The organism is Streptomyces canus (genome assembly GCF_030815415.1).
GTDB classification, from domain to species: Bacteria; Actinomycetota; Actinomycetes; order Streptomycetales; family Streptomycetaceae; genus Streptomyces; species Streptomyces canus_F.
In genome coordinates this window covers 4,893,716-4,910,625 of the sequence record NZ_JAUSWW010000001.1, presented here as the reverse complement: position 1 = coordinate 4,910,625, position 16,910 = coordinate 4,893,716, and the positions used below count along the sequence as shown (strand labels likewise).

At 73.0% G+C, this 16,910-nt stretch carries 16 protein-coding genes; 14 read left to right on the top strand and 2 right to left on the bottom strand.

The window, feature by feature from the left end; translation table 11 throughout:
* The first annotated feature begins 82 nt into the window (after window positions 1–82).
* The 12 genes from QF037_RS22665 to QF037_RS22610 all read left to right on the top strand — a co-directional run bounded on the left by QF037_RS22665 (window position 83) and on the right by QF037_RS22610 (window position 13,251).
* Complete coding sequence (locus QF037_RS22665; protein WP_307028038.1) at window positions 83–1,714, top strand: polyamine aminopropyltransferase; 1,632 nt, start codon at window positions 83–85, stop codon at window positions 1,712–1,714.
* Between the two features lie 74 nt (window positions 1,715–1,788).
* Window positions 1,789–2,829, top strand: coding sequence for an SRPBCC domain-containing protein (locus QF037_RS22660; protein WP_307028036.1), 1,041 nt, complete (start codon window positions 1,789–1,791; stop codon window positions 2,827–2,829).
* Window positions 2,830–2,991: 162 nt separating this feature from the next.
* Window positions 2,992–3,780, top strand: coding sequence for an aldose epimerase family protein (locus tag QF037_RS22655; RefSeq protein WP_307028034.1), 789 nt, complete (start codon window positions 2,992–2,994; stop codon window positions 3,778–3,780).
* 10 nt (window positions 3,781–3,790) lie between these two features.
* Window positions 3,791–4,342, top strand: coding sequence for an orotate phosphoribosyltransferase (gene pyrE, locus QF037_RS22650; protein WP_307028032.1), 552 nt, complete (start codon window positions 3,791–3,793; stop codon window positions 4,340–4,342).
* A gap of 130 nt (window positions 4,343–4,472) precedes the next feature.
* The gene (gene fbaA, locus QF037_RS22645; protein ID WP_307028028.1) at window positions 4,473–5,495 is read left to right on the top strand and encodes a class II fructose-bisphosphate aldolase; all 1,023 of its coding nucleotides are present in this window, start codon (window positions 4,473–4,475) and stop codon (window positions 5,493–5,495) included.
* Window positions 5,496–5,556: 61 nt separating this feature from the next.
* The gene (locus QF037_RS22640) at window positions 5,557–7,059 is read left to right on the top strand and encodes an MFS transporter (RefSeq protein WP_307028026.1); all 1,503 of its coding nucleotides are present in this window, start codon (window positions 5,557–5,559) and stop codon (window positions 7,057–7,059) included.
* Window positions 7,060–7,100: 41 nt separating this feature from the next.
* Window positions 7,101–7,514, top strand: a complete 414-nt coding sequence (locus QF037_RS22635; RefSeq protein WP_307028024.1) for a DUF3151 domain-containing protein — start codon at window positions 7,101–7,103, stop codon at window positions 7,512–7,514.
* Between the two features lie 177 nt (window positions 7,515–7,691).
* Window positions 7,692–8,258 carry a hypothetical protein gene (locus tag QF037_RS22630; protein WP_307028022.1) on the top strand — a complete coding sequence of 189 codons (567 nt, stop codon included), beginning with the start codon at window positions 7,692–7,694 and terminating at the stop codon, window positions 8,256–8,258.
* A 2-nt stretch (window positions 8,259–8,260) separates the two neighbouring features.
* Window positions 8,261–9,532 carry a peptidoglycan-binding domain-containing protein gene (locus QF037_RS22625; RefSeq protein WP_307028020.1) on the top strand — a complete coding sequence of 424 codons (1,272 nt, stop codon included), beginning with the start codon at window positions 8,261–8,263 and terminating at the stop codon, window positions 9,530–9,532.
* Window positions 9,529–10,239, top strand: coding sequence for an ABC transporter ATP-binding protein (locus tag QF037_RS22620; RefSeq protein ID WP_307028019.1), 711 nt, complete (start codon window positions 9,529–9,531; stop codon window positions 10,237–10,239). Before QF037_RS22625 ends, QF037_RS22620 begins: the two co-directional genes overlap by 4 nt.
* The gene (locus tag QF037_RS22615) at window positions 10,236–11,456 is read left to right on the top strand and encodes an ABC transporter permease (RefSeq protein ID WP_307028017.1); all 1,221 of its coding nucleotides are present in this window, start codon (window positions 10,236–10,238) and stop codon (window positions 11,454–11,456) included. The genes QF037_RS22620 and QF037_RS22615 overlap by 4 nt, the downstream gene beginning before the upstream one ends.
* A gap of 88 nt (window positions 11,457–11,544) precedes the next feature.
* A complete protein-coding gene (locus QF037_RS22610) occupies window positions 11,545–13,251 on the top strand; it encodes a sensor histidine kinase (protein ID WP_307028015.1) in 1,707 nt (568 codons plus the stop codon).
* On the opposite strand, the gene QF037_RS22605 is transcribed toward QF037_RS22610, so the two are convergent.
* Window positions 13,237–13,944, bottom strand: coding sequence for a response regulator transcription factor (locus QF037_RS22605; RefSeq protein ID WP_307028013.1), 708 nt, complete (start codon window positions 13,942–13,944; stop codon window positions 13,237–13,239). The two genes, QF037_RS22610 and QF037_RS22605, sit on opposite strands and share 15 nt — an antisense overlap.
* A gap of 211 nt (window positions 13,945–14,155) precedes the next feature.
* Here QF037_RS22605 and QF037_RS22600 point away from each other — a divergent pair, with 211 nt between their 5' ends.
* Window positions 14,156–14,995: a tryptophan 2,3-dioxygenase family protein gene (locus QF037_RS22600; RefSeq protein ID WP_307028011.1), complete on the top strand. Its 840-nt coding sequence runs from the start codon at window positions 14,156–14,158 to the stop codon at window positions 14,993–14,995.
* Complete coding sequence (gene kynU / locus QF037_RS22595; RefSeq protein ID WP_307028009.1) at window positions 14,988–16,199, top strand: kynureninase; 1,212 nt, start codon at window positions 14,988–14,990, stop codon at window positions 16,197–16,199. The genes QF037_RS22600 and kynU overlap by 8 nt, the downstream gene beginning before the upstream one ends.
* A gap of 75 nt (window positions 16,200–16,274) precedes the next feature.
* On the opposite strand, the gene QF037_RS22590 is transcribed toward kynU, so the two are convergent.
* Entirely contained in the window at window positions 16,275–16,883 is a 609-nt protein-coding gene (locus QF037_RS22590) for a TetR/AcrR family transcriptional regulator (protein WP_307028007.1), read from the bottom strand.
* Between the last annotated feature and the right edge of the window lie 27 nt (window positions 16,884–16,910).

Below are 16,910 nucleotides of genomic sequence, written 5' to 3'. Positions count from 1 at the left end.
CAAACGCCAGGCGCCCGATCGACCCGCAGTTCCACACGTGTGGGTGACGAAGCGTGCACCGGGCGTGACGTACCGTCGCAACGTGATCGAACGGCACGCGCCTGCCCCACCCGGCACCACGCCGCCCTGGGCCGGGCCCGCGCGGCTTCCCGTCCGGCCCGGGATCGGCAGGTTCCTGGTCCTCGCGGGCGTCTTTGTCTGCGCCGCGTGCGGACTGGTGTACGAACTCGAACTGGTCGCCCTCGCCTCGTACTTGATCGGCGACTCGATCACCCAGGCCTCCGTCGTGCTGTCCGTCATGGTCTTCGCGATGGGCATCGGCTCGCTCTTCGCCAAGCGGCTGCGCTGGCACGCGGCCGCCGCCTTCGGCGCGATCGAGGCCGCCCTCGCCCTCGTGGGCGGCCTCAGCGCGATGGCCCTGTACGCCGCCTTCGCCTGGACCGGCGACTGGGGCGGCATCTGGGCGAACGGCTCGCGCAGCCTCCTCGTCGCCTTCTCCCTCGCCATCGGCCTGCTGATCGGCGCCGAGGTCCCGCTGCTGATGGAGCTCATCCAGCGCGTCCGCCGCCAGGACCCGGGCGGCGCGGTGGCGGACCTGTTCGCGGCGGACTACGTGGGCGCGCTGGTCGGGGGCCTGGCCTTCCCGTTCCTGCTGCTGCCACTGCTGGGCCAGCTGACGGGCGCCCTGATCACCGGCACGGTGAACGTGGTCGTGGGCGGCGCGTTGGTGCTGGGCCTCTTCCGCCGGGACCTGTCCTGCCGGGCCCGCTGGCTGCTGCTGATCACCAACCTCGTCGTGCTCGGCACCCTGGCCGCGGCCGCCGTCCTGGTCGACGACTTCGAACGGGCGGCCCGTCAGGCGGTGTACGGCGACGACGTACGCGTGGCCCTCCAGACCGACGTCCAGGAGGTCGTCCTCACCGGCGGCACGCGAGGGCGCCCCCTCGACCTCTTCCTCGACGGCCGGCTGCGGGTCAGCGGCCGCGACGAACAGCGCTACCACGAGGCACTGGTCCACCCCGCGATGTACGGCGAGCACGCGCGCGTGCTGATCCTGGGCGGCGGGGACGGCCTGGCGGCCCGCGAGGTGCTGCGCCATCCGGATGTGCACCGGGTGGACGTCGTGGAACTCGACGCGGGGGTGGTGCGGCTGGCCCGCGAGGACCCGGCACTGTCCGCGCTGAACGGCCACGCGTACGACGACCGGCGCGTCCAGGTCACCACGGGCGACGCCTTCAACTGGCTGCGGGGAGCGCCGCGGGGCGTGTACGACGTGGTGATCGCGGACCTGCCCGACCCCGGGATCACGGCCAGCACGAAGCTGTACTCCCAGGAGTTCTACGGCCTGGCGAGGCGGGCGCTGGCTCCGGGCGGCCGCCTGGTGGTGCACGCCGGTCCGGTGTCGAGCCGTCCCCGCGCCTTCTGGACGGTGGACAGGACGATCCGCGCGGCGGGGCTGAGGACGGTGCCGTACTGCGTGGGCGGCCGCGACTCCGGCTTCGCGGCGGGCCCGGACCGCACGACGGGGGCGAGCCGGGCGCCGCGGGACTGGGGGTTCGTCCTGGCCTCCGCCCACCGCCCGGACCTCCGGCTCGACGCCGAGGCGTCGGAGCGGACGCTGACCCAGGCGGGCCTGGAGGCGGACAGGAGGGCGGCGGAGAAGACCCGGGTCGAGGGGGTGGAGGTGTCGACGCTGGTGCATCCGCGCTATTGAGGCCCACGCCGACGCGCGGTCACTTTCAACCAACCAGGGTGCGCGGCGGCGCCCACTGGGTAGGCTCGGTGACCATGGAGCATGAGGTGTTCGTTCCGGTTCCGGCCGAGCGGCTCAGGGAGGCGCTGGCCGATCCCGTTCGGTTCGCCCGGGCTGTTCCCGGGCTCCAGCAGGACGCCGGCGCCGAGCCCGTCAGCGGGCGGCTGAAAGTACGCGTTGGCGGCCACACCATCACCTACCGCGGCTCGGCCCGCCTCTCCGCCCAGGACGACGGTTCCTACGTCGTCGAGGGCGACGCCACCGAGGCCCGTGGCACCGGCGTGGTGAAACTCGCCCTCACGCTGAGGGTGGACGAGGCCGACGGCGGCTCCCGGCTCACCTTCGTCGGCACCGCCTCCGCCGACGGCCGCATCAAGGAGCTTCCGGCGGATGCCGTCACCTCGGCCGTCACCCGCCTGCTGAACCGTTTCGCGGAGCACCTGGGCTCGACGGCGGAACCCAAACGGGGCACGCAGCCCGCGCGCACCACCGACACGGCCGAGCCTCCGGCAACCGAGGCCCCCGAGCCGCGAACGGCAAAGGGCACCGAGTCCCCGGCCGCCGAGAGCGCCGAACCTCCGGCCGCCGAGGGCACCGACGTTCCGGACTCCGCCGACGCCGGCCCGTCGGCGACTCAGGACGCCGACACCACCGAGCCCGCCGCCCCCCTCGCCCCCGAAGCCACCGAAGACTCCGCACCCTCCGCGACGGGCGACGCCGAGGCCGGTCCCGACGCCGACGGCACACCGGTGCCCACGGACGAACCCACCACCCCCGAAACCCCGCCCACCCCGGACGCCCTCGACGAGCCCGCCCCCGTACCCGGCGAACCCGAACCCGCCACACCCGTCGGCTTCACCCCCGACCTCCCCGCCGAAGCCGCGCACGCGCGCCGCACGATGATCGGCCGGAGTGCGGAGGAGGTCGACCACGCCCCGCCGCGCGGCCGGTACGCGCCCGTGCCCGCTCCGCACACCGGCGCCCCGCACTCCGCCCTGCGCTGGGCGGCCCCCGCGGCGGCCCTCGTCGTCGCGTCGGCGATCGTCGTCAGCCGGGTGCTGCGCAAGCGGCACTGAGGAAACGGGGTCGGGTGGGCAGGAGTCGCAGCGCCGAGGCCCGGGGGCTCACCGTCTGCCGCCCTCCGCGGACTGGGTCCCTGGCCCCGGCGCGGCCGCGCGTGCGGCGGGAATCGGGGATGGCCGGAAGCACCCCCTTGATCACCCCAGTAGGGTCGTCCCGTGAGTAACGAACCCATCACGCTGACCGCGGGCGACGCGGAGGTGACCGTGCTGCCGGGAAACGGCGGCCGGATCGGCGGATTGCGCGTCGGCGGTACCGAACTGCTGCGGCAGGGCGAGCGCTTCGGCTGTTTCCCGATGGTGCCCTGGTGCGGCCGGATCAGGGACGGCCGTTTCCGGGACGGGGCGACGGTCCATCAGATGCCGCTCAACTCCCCGCCGCACGCCATCCACGGCACCGCCCGCGACGGCGCCTGGCGCGTCGCGCGCACGACGACGGACGAGGCGGTCATCACGTACGACCTGGTCGAACCCTGGCCCCACCCGGGCCGGGTCACGCAGCAGGTCGCCCTCACGCCGGACGCCGTGACGCTCACGATGTCCGTCGAGACGTACGACTCCTCCTTCCCGGCCCAGATCGGCTGGCACCCGTGGTTCAACAGGAACCTCGGTGGCGAGGACGTGCGACTGGCCTTCTCCGCCGTCTGGCAGGAGGAGCGCGGCGACGACCACCTGCCCACCGGCAACCGTCTCGACCCCAAGCCCGGCCCCTGGGACGACTGCTTCGGGATGCCCGGCGGGGTGGACGTCACGCTCACCTGGCCGGGGCTGCTGGAGCTCACCGTCGCCTCCCGCGAGGAGTGGGTCGTCGTCTACGACGAGCAGGCCGAGGCCGTCTGCGTGGAGCCGCAGACCGGGCCGCCCAACGGCCTGAACACCGCCCCCCGCCTGGTCACGCCCCTGGAGCCGCTGGAGGCCTCGACGACCTGGAGCTGGCGCCGCCTCTAAGCTGGCAGGCATGACGGACGACGTACGCGGCGCGCTGCTGCAGCAGATCAAGGACAAGGCCGTGGTCCACGGCAAGGTGACCCTCTCCTCGGGTCTGGAGGCCGACTACTACGTCGACCTGCGCCGCATCACGCTGGACGGGGAAGCCGCCCCGCTGGTCGGGCAGGTGCTCGTGGACCTCACCGCCGACCTCGACTTCGACGCGGTGGGCGGCCTGACGATGGGCGCCGACCCGGTCGCCGCCGCCATGCTGCACGCGGCCGCGGCCCGCGGCCAGAAGCTCGACGCCTTCGTCGTCCGCAAGGCCGCCAAGGCGCACGGCCTCCAGCGCCGCGTCGAGGGCCCCGACATCGCGGGCCGCCGGGTCCTGGTCGTCGAGGACACCTCCACCACCGGCGGCTCCCCGCTCACCGCGGTCGAGGCCGTGCGGGAGGCGGGCGCCGAGGTCGTCGCCGTCGCCACGATCGTGGACCGCGCGACCGGTGCGGCGGAGAGGATTCAGGAGGGCGCGGGGGTTCCGTATCGCTTCGCCTTCTCCAAGGATGAGCTGGGCCTGGACTGAGTCATCCACAGGGTGAGACCGAGGGCGGGACCATCCGGTCAAGTCTGGAAAGATGGGGCCGACGATGACGTCGCCCCCTAGGTCAGGGCCGTAAGGAACCAGCCAACCCGCACAATCAAGGAGCGGTCAGATGCCCATCGCAACTCCCGAGGTCTACAACGAGATGCTCGACCGGGCGAAGGCGGGCAAGTTCGCCTACCCGGCCATCAACGTCACCTCGACGCAGACCCTGCACGCGGCGCTGCGCGGCTTCGCCGAGGCCGAGAGCGACGGCATCATCCAGATCTCGACCGGGGGCGCCGAGTTCCTGGGCGGTCAGTACAACAAGGACATGGTCACCGGTTCGGTGGCTCTTGCCGAGTTCGCGCACATCGTCGCCAAGAAGTACGACATCACCGTCGCGCTGCACACGGACCACTGCCCCAAGGACAAGCTCGACGGGTATGTACGTCCGCTGCTCGCGGTGTCGGAGGAGCGCGTCGCCCGCGGCGAGAACCCGCTCTTCCAGTCGCACATGTGGGACGGCTCGGCCGAGACCCTCGCGGACAACCTGACCATCGCGCAGGAGCTCCTCGAGCGCGCCCGCGCCGCGAAGATCATCCTCGAGGTCGAGATCACCCCGACCGGTGGCGAGGAGGACGGCGTCTCGCACGAGATCAACGACTCCCTCTACACCACGGTCGACGACGCGATCCGTACCGTCGAGGCCCTCGGTCTCGGTGAGAAGGGCCGCTACCTGCTCGCCGCCTCCTTCGGCAACGTCCACGGTGTCTACAAGCCGGGCAACGTCGTCCTGCGCCCCGAGCTCCTCAAGGAGCTGAACGAGGGCGTGGCCGCCAAGTACGGCAAGGCGTCCCCGTTCGACTTCGTCTTCCACGGCGGCTCCGGCTCCACCGAGGCGGAGATCGCGCTCGCGCTGGACAACGGCGTCGTGAAGATGAACATCGACACGGACACGCAGTACGCCTTCACCCGCCCCGTCGCGGACCACATGTTCCGCAACTACGACGGTGTCCTGAAGGTCGACGGCGAGGTCGGCTCCAAGAAGACCTACGACCCGCGCACCTGGGGCAAGCTGGCCGAGGCGAGCATGGCCGCGCGCGTGACGGAGGCCTGCGCCAACCTGCGTTCCACGGGTACGAAGCTCAAGTAGCCCGAGACCTTCACGAGCCCGGCGTCTGTCTACGGCGCCGGGCTCGCTGTATACCTGGGGCATGTCCGATGTCCGGCTGTCCTCGCCGCAAGGCAAGTGGATCCTGCTGACCACTGTGCTCGGCTCCAGCATGGCGCTGCTGGACTCGACCGTCGTCAACGTGGCGCTTCCCCGTATCGGCGAAGACCTGGACGCGGATCTCGCCGCCCTCCAGTGGACGGTCAACGCGTACATGCTGACGCTGGCCGGGCTGATCCTGCTGGGGGGATCGCTCGGGGACCGCTACGGGCGGCGCAAGATCTTCGTCGTGGGCGTGGTCTGGTTCGCCGCCGCCTCCCTGCTGTGCGGGCTCGCGCCGAACGCCGGTGTCCTCATCGCCGCCCGCGCCCTGCAAGGGGTCGGCGGCGCGCTCCTCACCCCCGGCTCGCTCGCCCTCATCCAGGCCTCCTTCCACCCCGACGACCGGGGCCGGGCCGTCGGCCTGTGGTCCGGGTTCGGCGGCATCGGAGCGGCGGTGGGGCCGTTCCTGGGCGGCTGGCTGGTGGACGGGCCCGGCTGGCGCTGGGTGTTCCTGCTGAACGTGCCGGTGGCGCTGCTGTGCGCGCCGATCGCGGTGCGCCATGTCCCGGAGTCGGGTGGGGGCACCTCCCGCTCGAGCGAAGCCGAGAGTGGGGGAGGGCAGGTCCACAGCCGTTTCGATGTCCTCGGCGCGGTGCTGTGCGCGCTGGCCCTGGCGTTCGTCACGTACGCGCTGATCGAGGCTCGCCAAGGGTCGCTCGCGGTGGTGGTGACGGCCGTCGCCGGGGTGGCCACCGCCGTCGCCTTCGTGGTCGTCGAGAAGCGCCGCCCCGACCCGATGATGCCGCTCGACATCTTCGCGTCGAAGCAGTTCACCGCCGTCAACCTCGTCACGCTCTGCGTCTACGCGGCCTTCGGCGGATTCTTCTTCCTGGCCGCGCTCCAGCTCCAGGTCGTCTCCGGCTACACGGCCCTCGGCGCGGGGACGGCCCTGCTGCCGACCACCGCCCTGATGCTGCTGTTCTCCGCCCGCTCGGGCGCCCTCGCCGACCGCATCGGCCCCCGCATCCCGCTGACCGTCGGATCGCTGCTGTGCGCGGCGGGGATGCTGCTGATGCTGCGGGTCGGCGAGGACGCCTCGTACGTCGCCGACGTCCTGCCCGCCCTGCTGGTCCTGGGCCTCGGCATGGTCGGCCTGGTCGCCCCGCTGACCGCGACCGTCCTGGCCTCCGTGGACGTGGGGCGGGCGGGCCTGGCCAGCGGTGTCAACAACGCGGCCGCCCGGGCGGCGGGCCTGATCGCGGTGGCCGCGCTGCCGCTGATCGCCGGGATGGGGGAGGAGGCGTACCGGTCGCCGGGCGCCTTCGACGACGCGTTCGGGCGGGCGATGACGGTGTGTGCCGGGCTGCTGGTGCTGGGAGCGGGCGTGGCCTTCGCGACCGTACGCACCCTGCCGCCGGACTGTGTCCGGCCGGAGTGCCTCCACCACGGGTCCGTCATGGCGCCTCCGCTGGAGGGACAGCCGGCGCGGAAGCGTCTGGTCTAGCGGGGCCCTCGACCACCCCGCCGATGGAGGAGACTTGACCCATGTCGATTCACGAAAATCTCCTCGGGGGACCGCCCCCGACCCACCTCCCCGACGACCCCGGGCCGCGTGAGCTGCTGGCCGCCGGTACCGCGCCCGCCGATGTCGCCGCGAAGTACCCGACGTCCTCGCTGGCCTGGGCCCGGCTGGCCGACGACGCCTTCGAGCGGGGCAGCGTCGTGGAGTCGTACGCCTACGCCCGTACGGGCTACCACCGCGGTCTGGACTCGCTTCGCCGCAACGGCTGGAAGGGCCACGGCCCGGTGCCGTGGGAGCACGAGCCGAACCGCGGTTTCCTGCGCGCCCTGCACGCCCTCGCCCGCGCCGCGGGGTCGATCGGTGAGCAGGAGGAGTACGAGCGCTGCTCGCAGTTCCTGAAGGACTCCTCGCCCACGGCGGCACAGACGCTGGGCTAGGGAAGGCTCCGGTGCGGGCCCGTCCGGCGGTGACCGGGCGGGCCCCGCGTTTTTCCCGCCCCGTCGCGGCCGCATGACCGGCTGACAGGTTCTTCAACAGTTCTTCATCGGCTCCGCCCTACGGTCGGCCTGCCCGGCGCGGTCGCGGACGGGTTCGACAGGAGAGCGGGAGAACCGATGGGGACGTATCGGATACTGCCGGCCGTGGTGGCCTCGGTCGTGGTGTTCGTGCTCGGCGGTTGCGGGAGCGGTGAAGAGGGGGCGGGGGTCCCGACGGTCGACGGCGGCACCGGCGTGTCGGCCTCGCAGAGCGCCGGGGACGACGTGGCCGCGTATGTGCAGGCCCGGCGGGAGTACGTGAAGTGCCTCCGGGAGAACGGCATCGACGCGCCGGACCCGGACGCCAAGGGGAACATCGACTTCGGCGGCGCCGACATTCTGCGCGCTTTGAAGAAGGACCCCAAGTTCCTGACCGCCACCCAGAAATGCGGCAAGGATCTGCCCGCCGTGCCCGAGAGCATCGAGAAGGGCAACCAGCCCTCGCTGTCCGCCGAGCAGATCGAGGTGGAGCGCGAGTACGCCGCGTGCATGCAGAAGAACGGCGCCGCCGACTTCCCCGACCCGGGGCCCGACGGTCTGGGCCAGGGCGAGTGGGACCAGACCTCGGCCGGTGCGAAGCGGGCCACCCGTATCTGCGGGCCGATCATCGGGGTTCCGGCGACTCCCGGCCCCGGCAAGGGCTGATCATGGCGGATCTCGCGGACACGACGGACCCGGCGGACCCGGCGGGGACGGCCGGTGCGGTGCCGTCGGCGGCGCGCGGCGGGCCGAGGCGGCGTACGGCGCTCATCGCCTCCGTCGGGGCCGTCGTCGTGACGGCCGTCGCCGTCGTCGGAGCTCTCGGGCTCGGCGGCGGTGAGGAGGAGGGCCCGAGCGCACCGTCCCGGGCCGGCTCGGTCGTCGCGGTCACCCGCGCGACGCTGACCGAACGCACCCAGGTGGACGGCCGGTTGGGATACGGCACGGAGATACCGCTGCCGGTCAGGGCGACGGGCACGGTGACCTGGCTGCCGGAGCAGGGCGCCACGGTGCGGCGCGGGAGCGCGCTGCTGCGCGTCGACGACCGTCCCGTGGTGCTCCTGTACGGGAGGCTGCCCATGTACCGGGACCTGGGGCTGACGGCCACGACCGACACGGCCGATACGACGAGCACGACCGACCCCGAGTCCACCGCCGCCGCGGGATCCGGGGCGGACGGTGAGCGCGCCGCACCGACCGAGCCGCCGGCTTCGGCCGAGCCGTCCGCGCCGACGGAGCCCAAGGGCATGGACGTCCTCCAGTTCGAGACCAACCTGGCCGCACTCGGTTACACCGGCTTCACGGTGGACGAGACGTTCACCGCGAAGACGGCCCTGGCGGTCGAGCGCTGGCAGAAGTCGCTCGGGCTGCCCGAGACCGGGACGGTCGGCATCGGTGACGTCGTCTACTCCACGGGCCGGGTGCGGATCGGCCGGCCGGGCGTCCGGCTCGGCGGCGCCGCCGGAGAGAACACCCTCACCTACACCGGTACCGCCCGGAAGGTCGTCGTCGACGCCTCCGCCGCGGACGCCGCCTGGGCCGTACGCGGTACGGGGGTCCGCGTCCGGCTGCCCGACGGGAAGACCGTGAAGGGCGAGGTGGCGTCGGTGGGGAAGCAGGCGGCCGCGCCCGAGGGGGGCGGCGAGGGCGACCCGGAGCAGGGCGGCGCCACGGTGCCGGTGACCGTCACCATCAGGGACCAGAAGTCCGTGGGGCGCCTGGAGAGCGGGCCCGTCACCGTCGAGTACGTGGGCCGTGAGGCCAAGGACGTCCTCGCCGTTCCGGTCGCCGCGCTGGTCGCCCTCGCCGAGGGCGGGCACGGACTGGAGACCGAGCAGGGCCGGTTCGTCGCCGTGCGGACGGGGCTCTTCGCCGACGGCAAGGTGGAGGTCAGCGGCCCCGCGGTCCGCGAGGGCATGAAGGTGAGGATCCCGGAGTGAGTGAACGTCCGCCCGCGGTCGTGGAGTTCGACGCGGTCTCCAAGACGTATCCCGGCCCGGTGACCGCGGTCCGTGACGTGAGTCTGCGCATCGGGCGCGGCGAACTGGTCGGCGTGGTCGGCCCGTCGGGCTCCGGCAAGTCCAGCGTGCTCCATCTCATGGGCAGCCTCGACCGGCCCTCCGCCGGCCGTGTCCTGATCGACGGTCACGACGTGGCGCAGCTGTCCGACCGCGAGGTCTCCGCACTGCGGGCCACCCGGATCGGCTTCGTCTTCCAGCAGTTCCACCTGGCGGTCGGCGTCCCGGTACTCGACTCGGTGGCGGACGGTCTGCTCTACGCGGGCGTCCCGGTGCGCCGCCGCCGTGCCAGGGCCGCGGCCGCGCTGGCCCGGGTCGGGCTCAGTCACCGGGTCCACCATCTGCCGCACCAGCTCTCCGGCGGTGAGCGGCAGCGCGTCGCGGTCGCCCGCGCGGTGGTCGGCGGACCGTCGGTGCTGCTGGCGGACGAACCGACCGGAAACCTCGACTCCGCGTCGGGAGCCGCCGTACTGGACCTGCTGCGCGAACTGCACGCGGGCGGTACGACGGTCGTGGTCATCACCCATGACCGGGAGATCGCCGCCCGGCTGCCCCGCCGTATCGAGATGCGCGACGGCCGGCTGGTCGGCGACACGGTGCGCGGCACGACGAGCGGAGCGCACCGGTGAAGGACAGCGTGCCGAACCCCGTCCGGCGGGAACCGCCGCGCGCCGCGCGGTTGCGGCCCGCCGATGTCGTATGGCTCGGGGGGACCGGTCTGCGGACCCGGCCGTTGCGGGTCTTCCTGTCCGCGCTCGGTATCGCCATCGGTGTCGCCGCCATGATCGCGGTGGTCGGCATCTCCGGCTCCGGACAGGCGGAGGTGGACCGGCGGCTCGACGCCCTCGGTACCAACCTGCTGAGGGTCGCCCCCGGCGAGTCCCTCGCGGGGGAGAAGGCCGAACTGCCGTACGAGGCCGTCTCGATGATCCGCCGGATTCCGCCGGTGCGGCAGGTTGCGGCGACCGGCGCGACCGACGCCCACGTGTACCGCAACGAGCGCATCGCCATCGGCCGCACCGGCTCACTGACCGTTCTCGCGGCCGGACGCGAGCTCCTTCCCGCCGTCGGGGGTCAGGTCCGCAGGGGCCGCTGGCTGGACTCCGCGACCGGCGAGTACCCCGCCGTCGTCCTCGGCGCCACGGCCGCCCGGCGGCTCGACGTGCACACCCCGGGAACCCGTCTCTGGCTCGGCGGCCGCTGGTTCTCGCTGATCGGCGTCCTCGACCCGGTACCGCTCGCTCCAGAGCTCGACAGCGCCGCCCTGGTCGGCTGGTCGGCGGCCCGGACCTATCTGCGCTTCGAGGGGCACCCGTCGACGGTGTACGTCCGCGCCCAGGACAGCGAGGTCACCGCGGTACGGGCGGTGCTCCCGGCCACCGCCCACCCCGAGAATCCGGGCGAGGTACGGATCTCACGGCCCTCCGACGCGCTCGCCGCCCGGGAGGCCACCGAGTCCGCGCTGACCGGACTGCTGCTCGGCCTCGGCGGGGTCGCCCTGCTCGTCGGCGGCGTGGGCGTGGGCAACACCATGGTCATCTCGGTCCTGGAACGGCGCGGGGAGATCGGCCTGCGCCGGGCACTCGGGGCGACCCGGGGCCAGATCCGCACGCAGTTCGTGACGGAGTCCCTGCTGCTCTCCCTCATCGGCGGCCTGGCCGGAACGGTCCTCGGCACTCTCATCACCGCGGGCTATGCCCTCAGCCGCGACTGGCCTACGGTCGTCCCGGCCTGGGCGAGCGTGGCGGGCGTCGCCGCGACGCTGCTCATCGGCGTGATCGCCGGCCTGTACCCGGCGGTCCGGGCGAGCAGGCTGGCGCCGACGGAGGCGCTGGCCGGCACATGAGTACCGTCGGACATTCCCTGCCGACGGTCCCGTACGGAACAGGAGTCACGTTGAGTGCCTGCGCTGAGGCAGCCGAGGGCGGACCGCGATGAGCTTCCGGATCAGGGTTCTCGGTCTGCTCATGGTGGTCGCGCTGGCCGCCACCGCCGCCACCGCCTGGCTGACCCTGCGGCAGGCCAACCGCCAGGTGCAGGAGAGCGCGGCGGCCGGCCGCCAGGACGTCTCCCGGATCACCGGCGAACTGCGCGCGTACGGCTTCGCCCACGGCACCTGGGAGGGACTGTCGCCGACCGTGGCCGAGCTCGCCCGGGACACCGGCCAGCGCATCCGGGTCGCCACCGAGACCGACGTCCTGCTCGCCGACTCCGACGCCCTGGCCGGCCGCACCCCCCGGGCGGTGAGCGGTCAGCCCGCGGTCCTGGTCGACCCGCGCCCCGTCCTGCGGCTCCCCGCGGGTCTGGTGCCGCGGGGGGCGATGAAGATCACCGCCCTGACGATCGCCGAGTACCGCGCCACCGTGGCCTACTCGGCGTGTCTGACACGGGCCGGGGCCCAGGTGACGGCCCGGCCGGGCGACGACGGCGTCCCCCGGATCAGCACCGACCGGCGGCCCGCTCAGTGTCCGCGGCCGGGCACCGAGGCGCAGATACCGACCGAGGAGGATCTCGCCGCCCTCCTGCCGTGCGAGTCCGACCAGCGGCCCGCCGACTGCGTGCGGCGGGTCTTCCACGAGCGGATCGCCGCCGACGCGCCCCCGCGTCTGGAGATCCGTCTCGGCGTCCGCAACGACGCGCCGCCCACCCTGGCCGCCGCGCCCACCGTGGCCGTCGCGGTGGGAGTGGCTCTCGCGGTCATCCTCGGCGCCCTGCTGCTGAGCCGGGCCGTACTGCGCCCCGTCCGCGCCATCACCCTGGCCGCGAAGGGACTGGGCGAGGGCGACCTGGCGCGCCGCGTACCCGTCCTGGGCCGGGACGAGATCGCGCAGCTCGGCGGCGCCTTCAACCGCATGGCCGACTCCCTCCAGGCGGGCGAGGAGCGCCAGCGCCGCCTCACCGGTGACATCGCGCACGAACTGCGCACCCCGCTGGCCAATCTGCGCGGCTATCTGGAGGCCCTGCGGGACGGTGTCGTCGAGCCGACCCCGGAACTGCTCGCCTCGCTCCACGAGGAGGCACTGCTCCAGCAGCGGGTCGTGGACGATCTCCAGGATCTCGCCCTCGCGGAGGCCGGCGCGCTCACCTACCACCCCGTCGCGGTCGATCTGCGTGACCTCCTGGAGGCCGGCCGCACCGCCCACCGCGCCCAGGCCGAGGCGGCGGGCGTCGAGCTAGAGCTGTGGGCGCCGGGGTCCGTGATCGTGACCGCGGACCCGGACCGGCTGCGCCAGGTCGTCGGCAACCTGGTGGGCAACGCGCTGCGGGCCACAGCGGCGGGCGGGACCGTGACCCTGGCCCTGCTCCCACACGTCCCACAAGGTCTCGCACGGGGCGGGCCGGCCGTCGCGGAGATGGAGATCCGGGACACCGGCCGGGGGATATCGGCCGAGGACCTGCCGCATCTCTTCGACCGCTTCTGGCGGGCCGACGCCTCCCGGGGGCGGGCGACCGGCGGCAGCGGTCTGGGGCTGTCCATCGCCCGCCAGATCGTCACCGACCACGGGGGCACGATCGAGGTGCGCAGCGAGGTCGGCGTCGGCACGACCTTCCGGGTGAGCCTGCCGGCGGCACCGGACGGCGTCGGCGGGTCCGGAGCCGCCCGGGCCTCGGGCACTCCGGGGGCCTCAGAAGCGGGCTGAGTCCGAGCCCTCCGCGAGGCGGTAGCCCCGGCCGTACACCGTTTCCAGGAGGCGGGGCCGCTGCGGGTCCGCCTCCACTTTGCGGCGCATGTTCATCATGTGGGCGTCGACGGTCCGCTCCAGGACGTCCCGGTCGAAGCCGAAGACGCGCTCGATGATCTGCGCCCGGGTGAAGACCCGGCCCGGTTCCCGCGCCAGCATCTCCAGGATGGCGAACTCCTTCGCGGTCAGCGTCACCGGCCGTCCGGCCACGCGGACCTCGAAGCGCGCGGTGTCCAGCTCCACCGCACCGACGCGCAGCACCGCGGGCTCCGCGGCACCGCCGGAGTTCCTGGAGCGGCGCAGCAACGCCCTTACCCGCGCGGTCAGTTCGCGGGGGCTGTACGGCTTGGTGAGGTAGTCGTCGGCACCGAGGTCGAGGCCCAGGAGCATGTCCTCCTCGGTGGTGCGGGCGGTCAGCAGCAGAATCGGGACGGCCGACTCGGTGCGCAGGATGCGGCAGACGTCGAGCCCGTCGACCAGCGGGAGCATCACGTCGAGCACGATGAGATCCGGCTTCGAGGAACGGGCCCGTTCCAGCGCAGCGCGGCCGTCGGCCACGACGTGCACCGCGTTTCCCTCCCGCTCCAGATAGATCCGGATCAGTCGGGACTGCTTCTCGTCGTCCTCGGCCACCAGAATCCGAGCGCTCAACGCTTCTCCCCCAGCACAGACCTTCCCCCGGCGCGGTCCCGCGCGCTCCAGAACCGTAATACAGGCGGCCGCGCCGGGTCCGCCCGGTGTGATGGGGCGAACCTTGCCATTTCGCGGGACCATCGAAGAGGATGCCTGGCGGGGACCGGGGCCCCCGTGTCGGTAACGGCAGGGGCGGACCGCTACCCGGAGTACATAACAGGAGACAGCGATGTCCCACGAGGCTCATGACATTCAGGAGCCAGAGACTCCGCATCTCGACTTCGAAGGCACGACGCCGTACGAGGACTACGTCAAGGCGGACGTGCTCACCCACCTCCAGCACACCCTCTCCGACGATCCCGGAGAGATGGTCTTCCTGGTCACGACCCAGGTCATGGAGCTGTGGTTCACCGTCATCGTCCACGAGTGGGAGACCGCCGCGCGAGCGCTCCGCTCCGACGACGTGCCGGTCGCGGTGGACGCCCTGAAGCGTTCCGTACGCGAGCTGGAGGCGCTGAACGCCTCCTGGAAGCCGCTCGGACAGCTCACGCCGGCCCAGTTCAACTCCTACCGTGCCGCTCTCGGCGAGGGCTCCGGCTTCCAGTCCGCGATGTACCGCCGGATGGAGTTCCTGCTCGGCGACAAGTCCGCGTCCATGCTGGTGCCCCACCGTGGCGCGCCGCGTGTGCACGCGGAGCTGGAGAAGGCGCTGCACGAGCCGAGCCTGTACGACGAGGTGCTGCGGCTGATGGCGCGGCGCGGGCACGCCGTCCCGCAGCCGGTGCTCAGCCGTGACGTGTCGCGGCGGTACGAGCCGTCGGCCGAGGTCGAGGCGGCCTGGACCGCCGTCTACTCCGGTGACGCCACGGACGAGGTCGCCCGGCTGGGCGAGGCGCTGACCGATGTCGCCGAGCTGGTGTGGCGCTGGCGCAACGACCACCTGGTGGCCACGCGTCGCGCGATGGGCGCCAAGGCGGGCACGGGCGGTTCGGCCGGCGTGGCCTGGCTGGAGAAGCGCGCGCAGAAGAACGTCTTCCCCGAGCTGTGGACGGCACGGTCCCATGTCTGAACTCATCGCGCGCGCCGAGAAGTCGGACGCCGCCGACGAACTGGCGTCCCTGCGCTCGCAGTTCGTGCTCGACACTGAGTCTGATCATGGGGCTGACGCCGCAGGGGTGTACCTGGACGGGAACTCGCTGGGTGCGCTGCCCGCCGCCGTCCCGGGGCGGGTCGAGGACGTCGTACGACGGCAGTGGGGCGCGTTGCGCATCCGGTCCTGGGACGAGAGCGGCTGGTGGACCGCGCCCGAGCGGATCGGCGATCTGATCGCCCCGCTGGTGGGGGCGGCGGCCGGGCAGATCGTGGTCGGTGACTCCACAAGTGTCAATGTCTTCAAGGCACTTGTGGCCGCGGTCAGGATGGCGGGGCCCGGCCGGGACGAGATCGTGGTCGACGCGACCACCTTCCCCACCGACGGGTACATCGCCGAGTCCGCGGCCCGGATGACCGGCTGCACACTGCGTCCCGTGACACCGTCCGAGGTGCCGGGAGTGCTGGGTGAGCGTACGGCGGCCGTGCTGCTGAACCATGTCGACTACCGCACGGGCCGGCTGCACGACCTGCCCGTGCTGACGGCGGCCGTGCACGCGGCCGGTGCCGTGGTGGTCTGGGACCTGTGCCACAGCGCGGGCGCGCTGCCGGTGGGGCTGGACGAGCACGGGGTCGACCTCGCGGTCGGCTGCACCTACAAGTACCTGAACGGCGGCCCCGGTTCACCGGCGTACCTCTATGTGCGCTCCGGTCTCCAGGACCGTTTCGACTCCCCGCTGCCCGGCTGGAACTCCCACGCGGAGCCCTTCGGGATGCGGCCCGACTACGAGGCGGCGCCCGGTGCGCTGCGCGGGCGGGTCGGTACGCCGGACATCTTGTCGATGCTGGCGCTGGAGGCGGCCCTCGAGGTGTGGGACGGCGTCTCCATCGAGGCGGTGCGCGCCAAGTCCCTCGCGCTGACGGACTTCTTCCTGGAGTGCGTGACCGCGTACGTGCCCGTGGGGCGGGTGGAGTCGGTGACTCCGGCGGCCCACGCGGAACGCGGCAGTCAGGTGGCGTTGCGCTGCGACGACGCCGGGGACGTGATGAAGCGGCTGATCGAGCGGGGTGTGGTCGGTGACTTCCGGTCCCCGGACGTGCTGCGGTTCGGGTTCACACCGCTGTACGTCGGGTTCGCGGACGTGGAGCGGGCGGCCCGGGTGCTGGGCGAGGTCGTGGCGTGAGGGGGTGCTGCCGCGGTCCGGCGGTCGCCGGTTGAGCGCCGGGTCGCGACAGCCTGCCGGTGCGGGGCACACCGGTCACCTGCCGGTGGCGTACACCCCCGCCAGGGCCGCCGCGTGGGCCGCCCGGGCGGCACGGTCGGCCGCTGCCGGGTCCGGGGGCGTGCCGGTGGTCAGCAGCGCGTAGTAGAGCGGTGCCGACACCGCCCGTACGACGGCCTCCGCGTCGGTGCCCTGCGGCAACTCCCCGCGCTGTACGCCCTGTTCGACGCAGGGGGCCCACTCCGCGACCCGGACGTCGTAGAAGCGGCGCAGTGCCTGTGCTGTACGTTCGTCGCAGGCGGCCGCCGCGATCACCGCGCGGAACAGGGCGCCTTGGCGGGGGTCGGCGAGAGTGCGCTGCACCAGGCGGGAGTTGGCCTGGAGGTCGCCCAGTACGGACCCGGTCTCCTCGCGCGGCAGCGACTGTTCGGCCATGTCGGCGAGCAGATCGGCGACCAGTGCGGTGACGGAGCCCCACCGCCGGTACACGGTGGTCTTGCCGACCTCGGCCCGGCGGGCGACGTCCGCGAGATCGAGATGCGCGAATCCCTGCTCGGCGAGCACGTCACCGGCCGCCCGCAGCACGGCCGCGCGGACACGTGCGGTACGCCCTCCGGGACGCAGGGTGCCGGGCTCGGCGGACATAACGGCCTCCTTGGTGCGCGCTGGGCT

Bases quoted from the DNA above. Each gene is read 5' to 3' on its own strand.
- QF037_RS22660 (WP_307028036.1), top strand. From the start codon at position 1,789: ATGGAGCATGAGGTGTTCGTTCCGGTTCCGGCCGAGCGGCTCAGGGAG.
- pyrE (WP_307028032.1), top strand. From the start codon at position 3,791: ATGACGGACGACGTACGCGGCGCGCTGCTGCAGCAGATCAAGGACAAG.
- fbaA (WP_307028028.1), top strand. From the start codon at position 4,473: ATGCCCATCGCAACTCCCGAGGTCTACAACGAGATGCTCGACCGGGCG.
- QF037_RS22640 (WP_307028026.1), top strand. From the start codon at position 5,557: ATGTCCGATGTCCGGCTGTCCTCGCCGCAAGGCAAGTGGATCCTGCTG.
- QF037_RS22635 (WP_307028024.1), top strand. From the start codon at position 7,101: ATGTCGATTCACGAAAATCTCCTCGGGGGACCGCCCCCGACCCACCTC.
- QF037_RS22630 (WP_307028022.1), top strand. From the start codon at position 7,692: ATGGGGACGTATCGGATACTGCCGGCCGTGGTGGCCTCGGTCGTGGTG.
- QF037_RS22625 (WP_307028020.1), top strand. From the start codon at position 8,261: ATGGCGGATCTCGCGGACACGACGGACCCGGCGGACCCGGCGGGGACG.
- QF037_RS22610 (WP_307028015.1), top strand. From the start codon at position 11,545: ATGAGCTTCCGGATCAGGGTTCTCGGTCTGCTCATGGTGGTCGCGCTG.
- QF037_RS22600 (WP_307028011.1), top strand. From the start codon at position 14,156: ATGTCCCACGAGGCTCATGACATTCAGGAGCCAGAGACTCCGCATCTC.
- kynU (WP_307028009.1), top strand. From the start codon at position 14,988: ATGTCTGAACTCATCGCGCGCGCCGAGAAGTCGGACGCCGCCGACGAA.
- QF037_RS22590 (WP_307028007.1), bottom strand. From the start codon at position 16,883: ATGTCCGCCGAGCCCGGCACCCTGCGTCCCGGAGGGCGTACCGCACGT.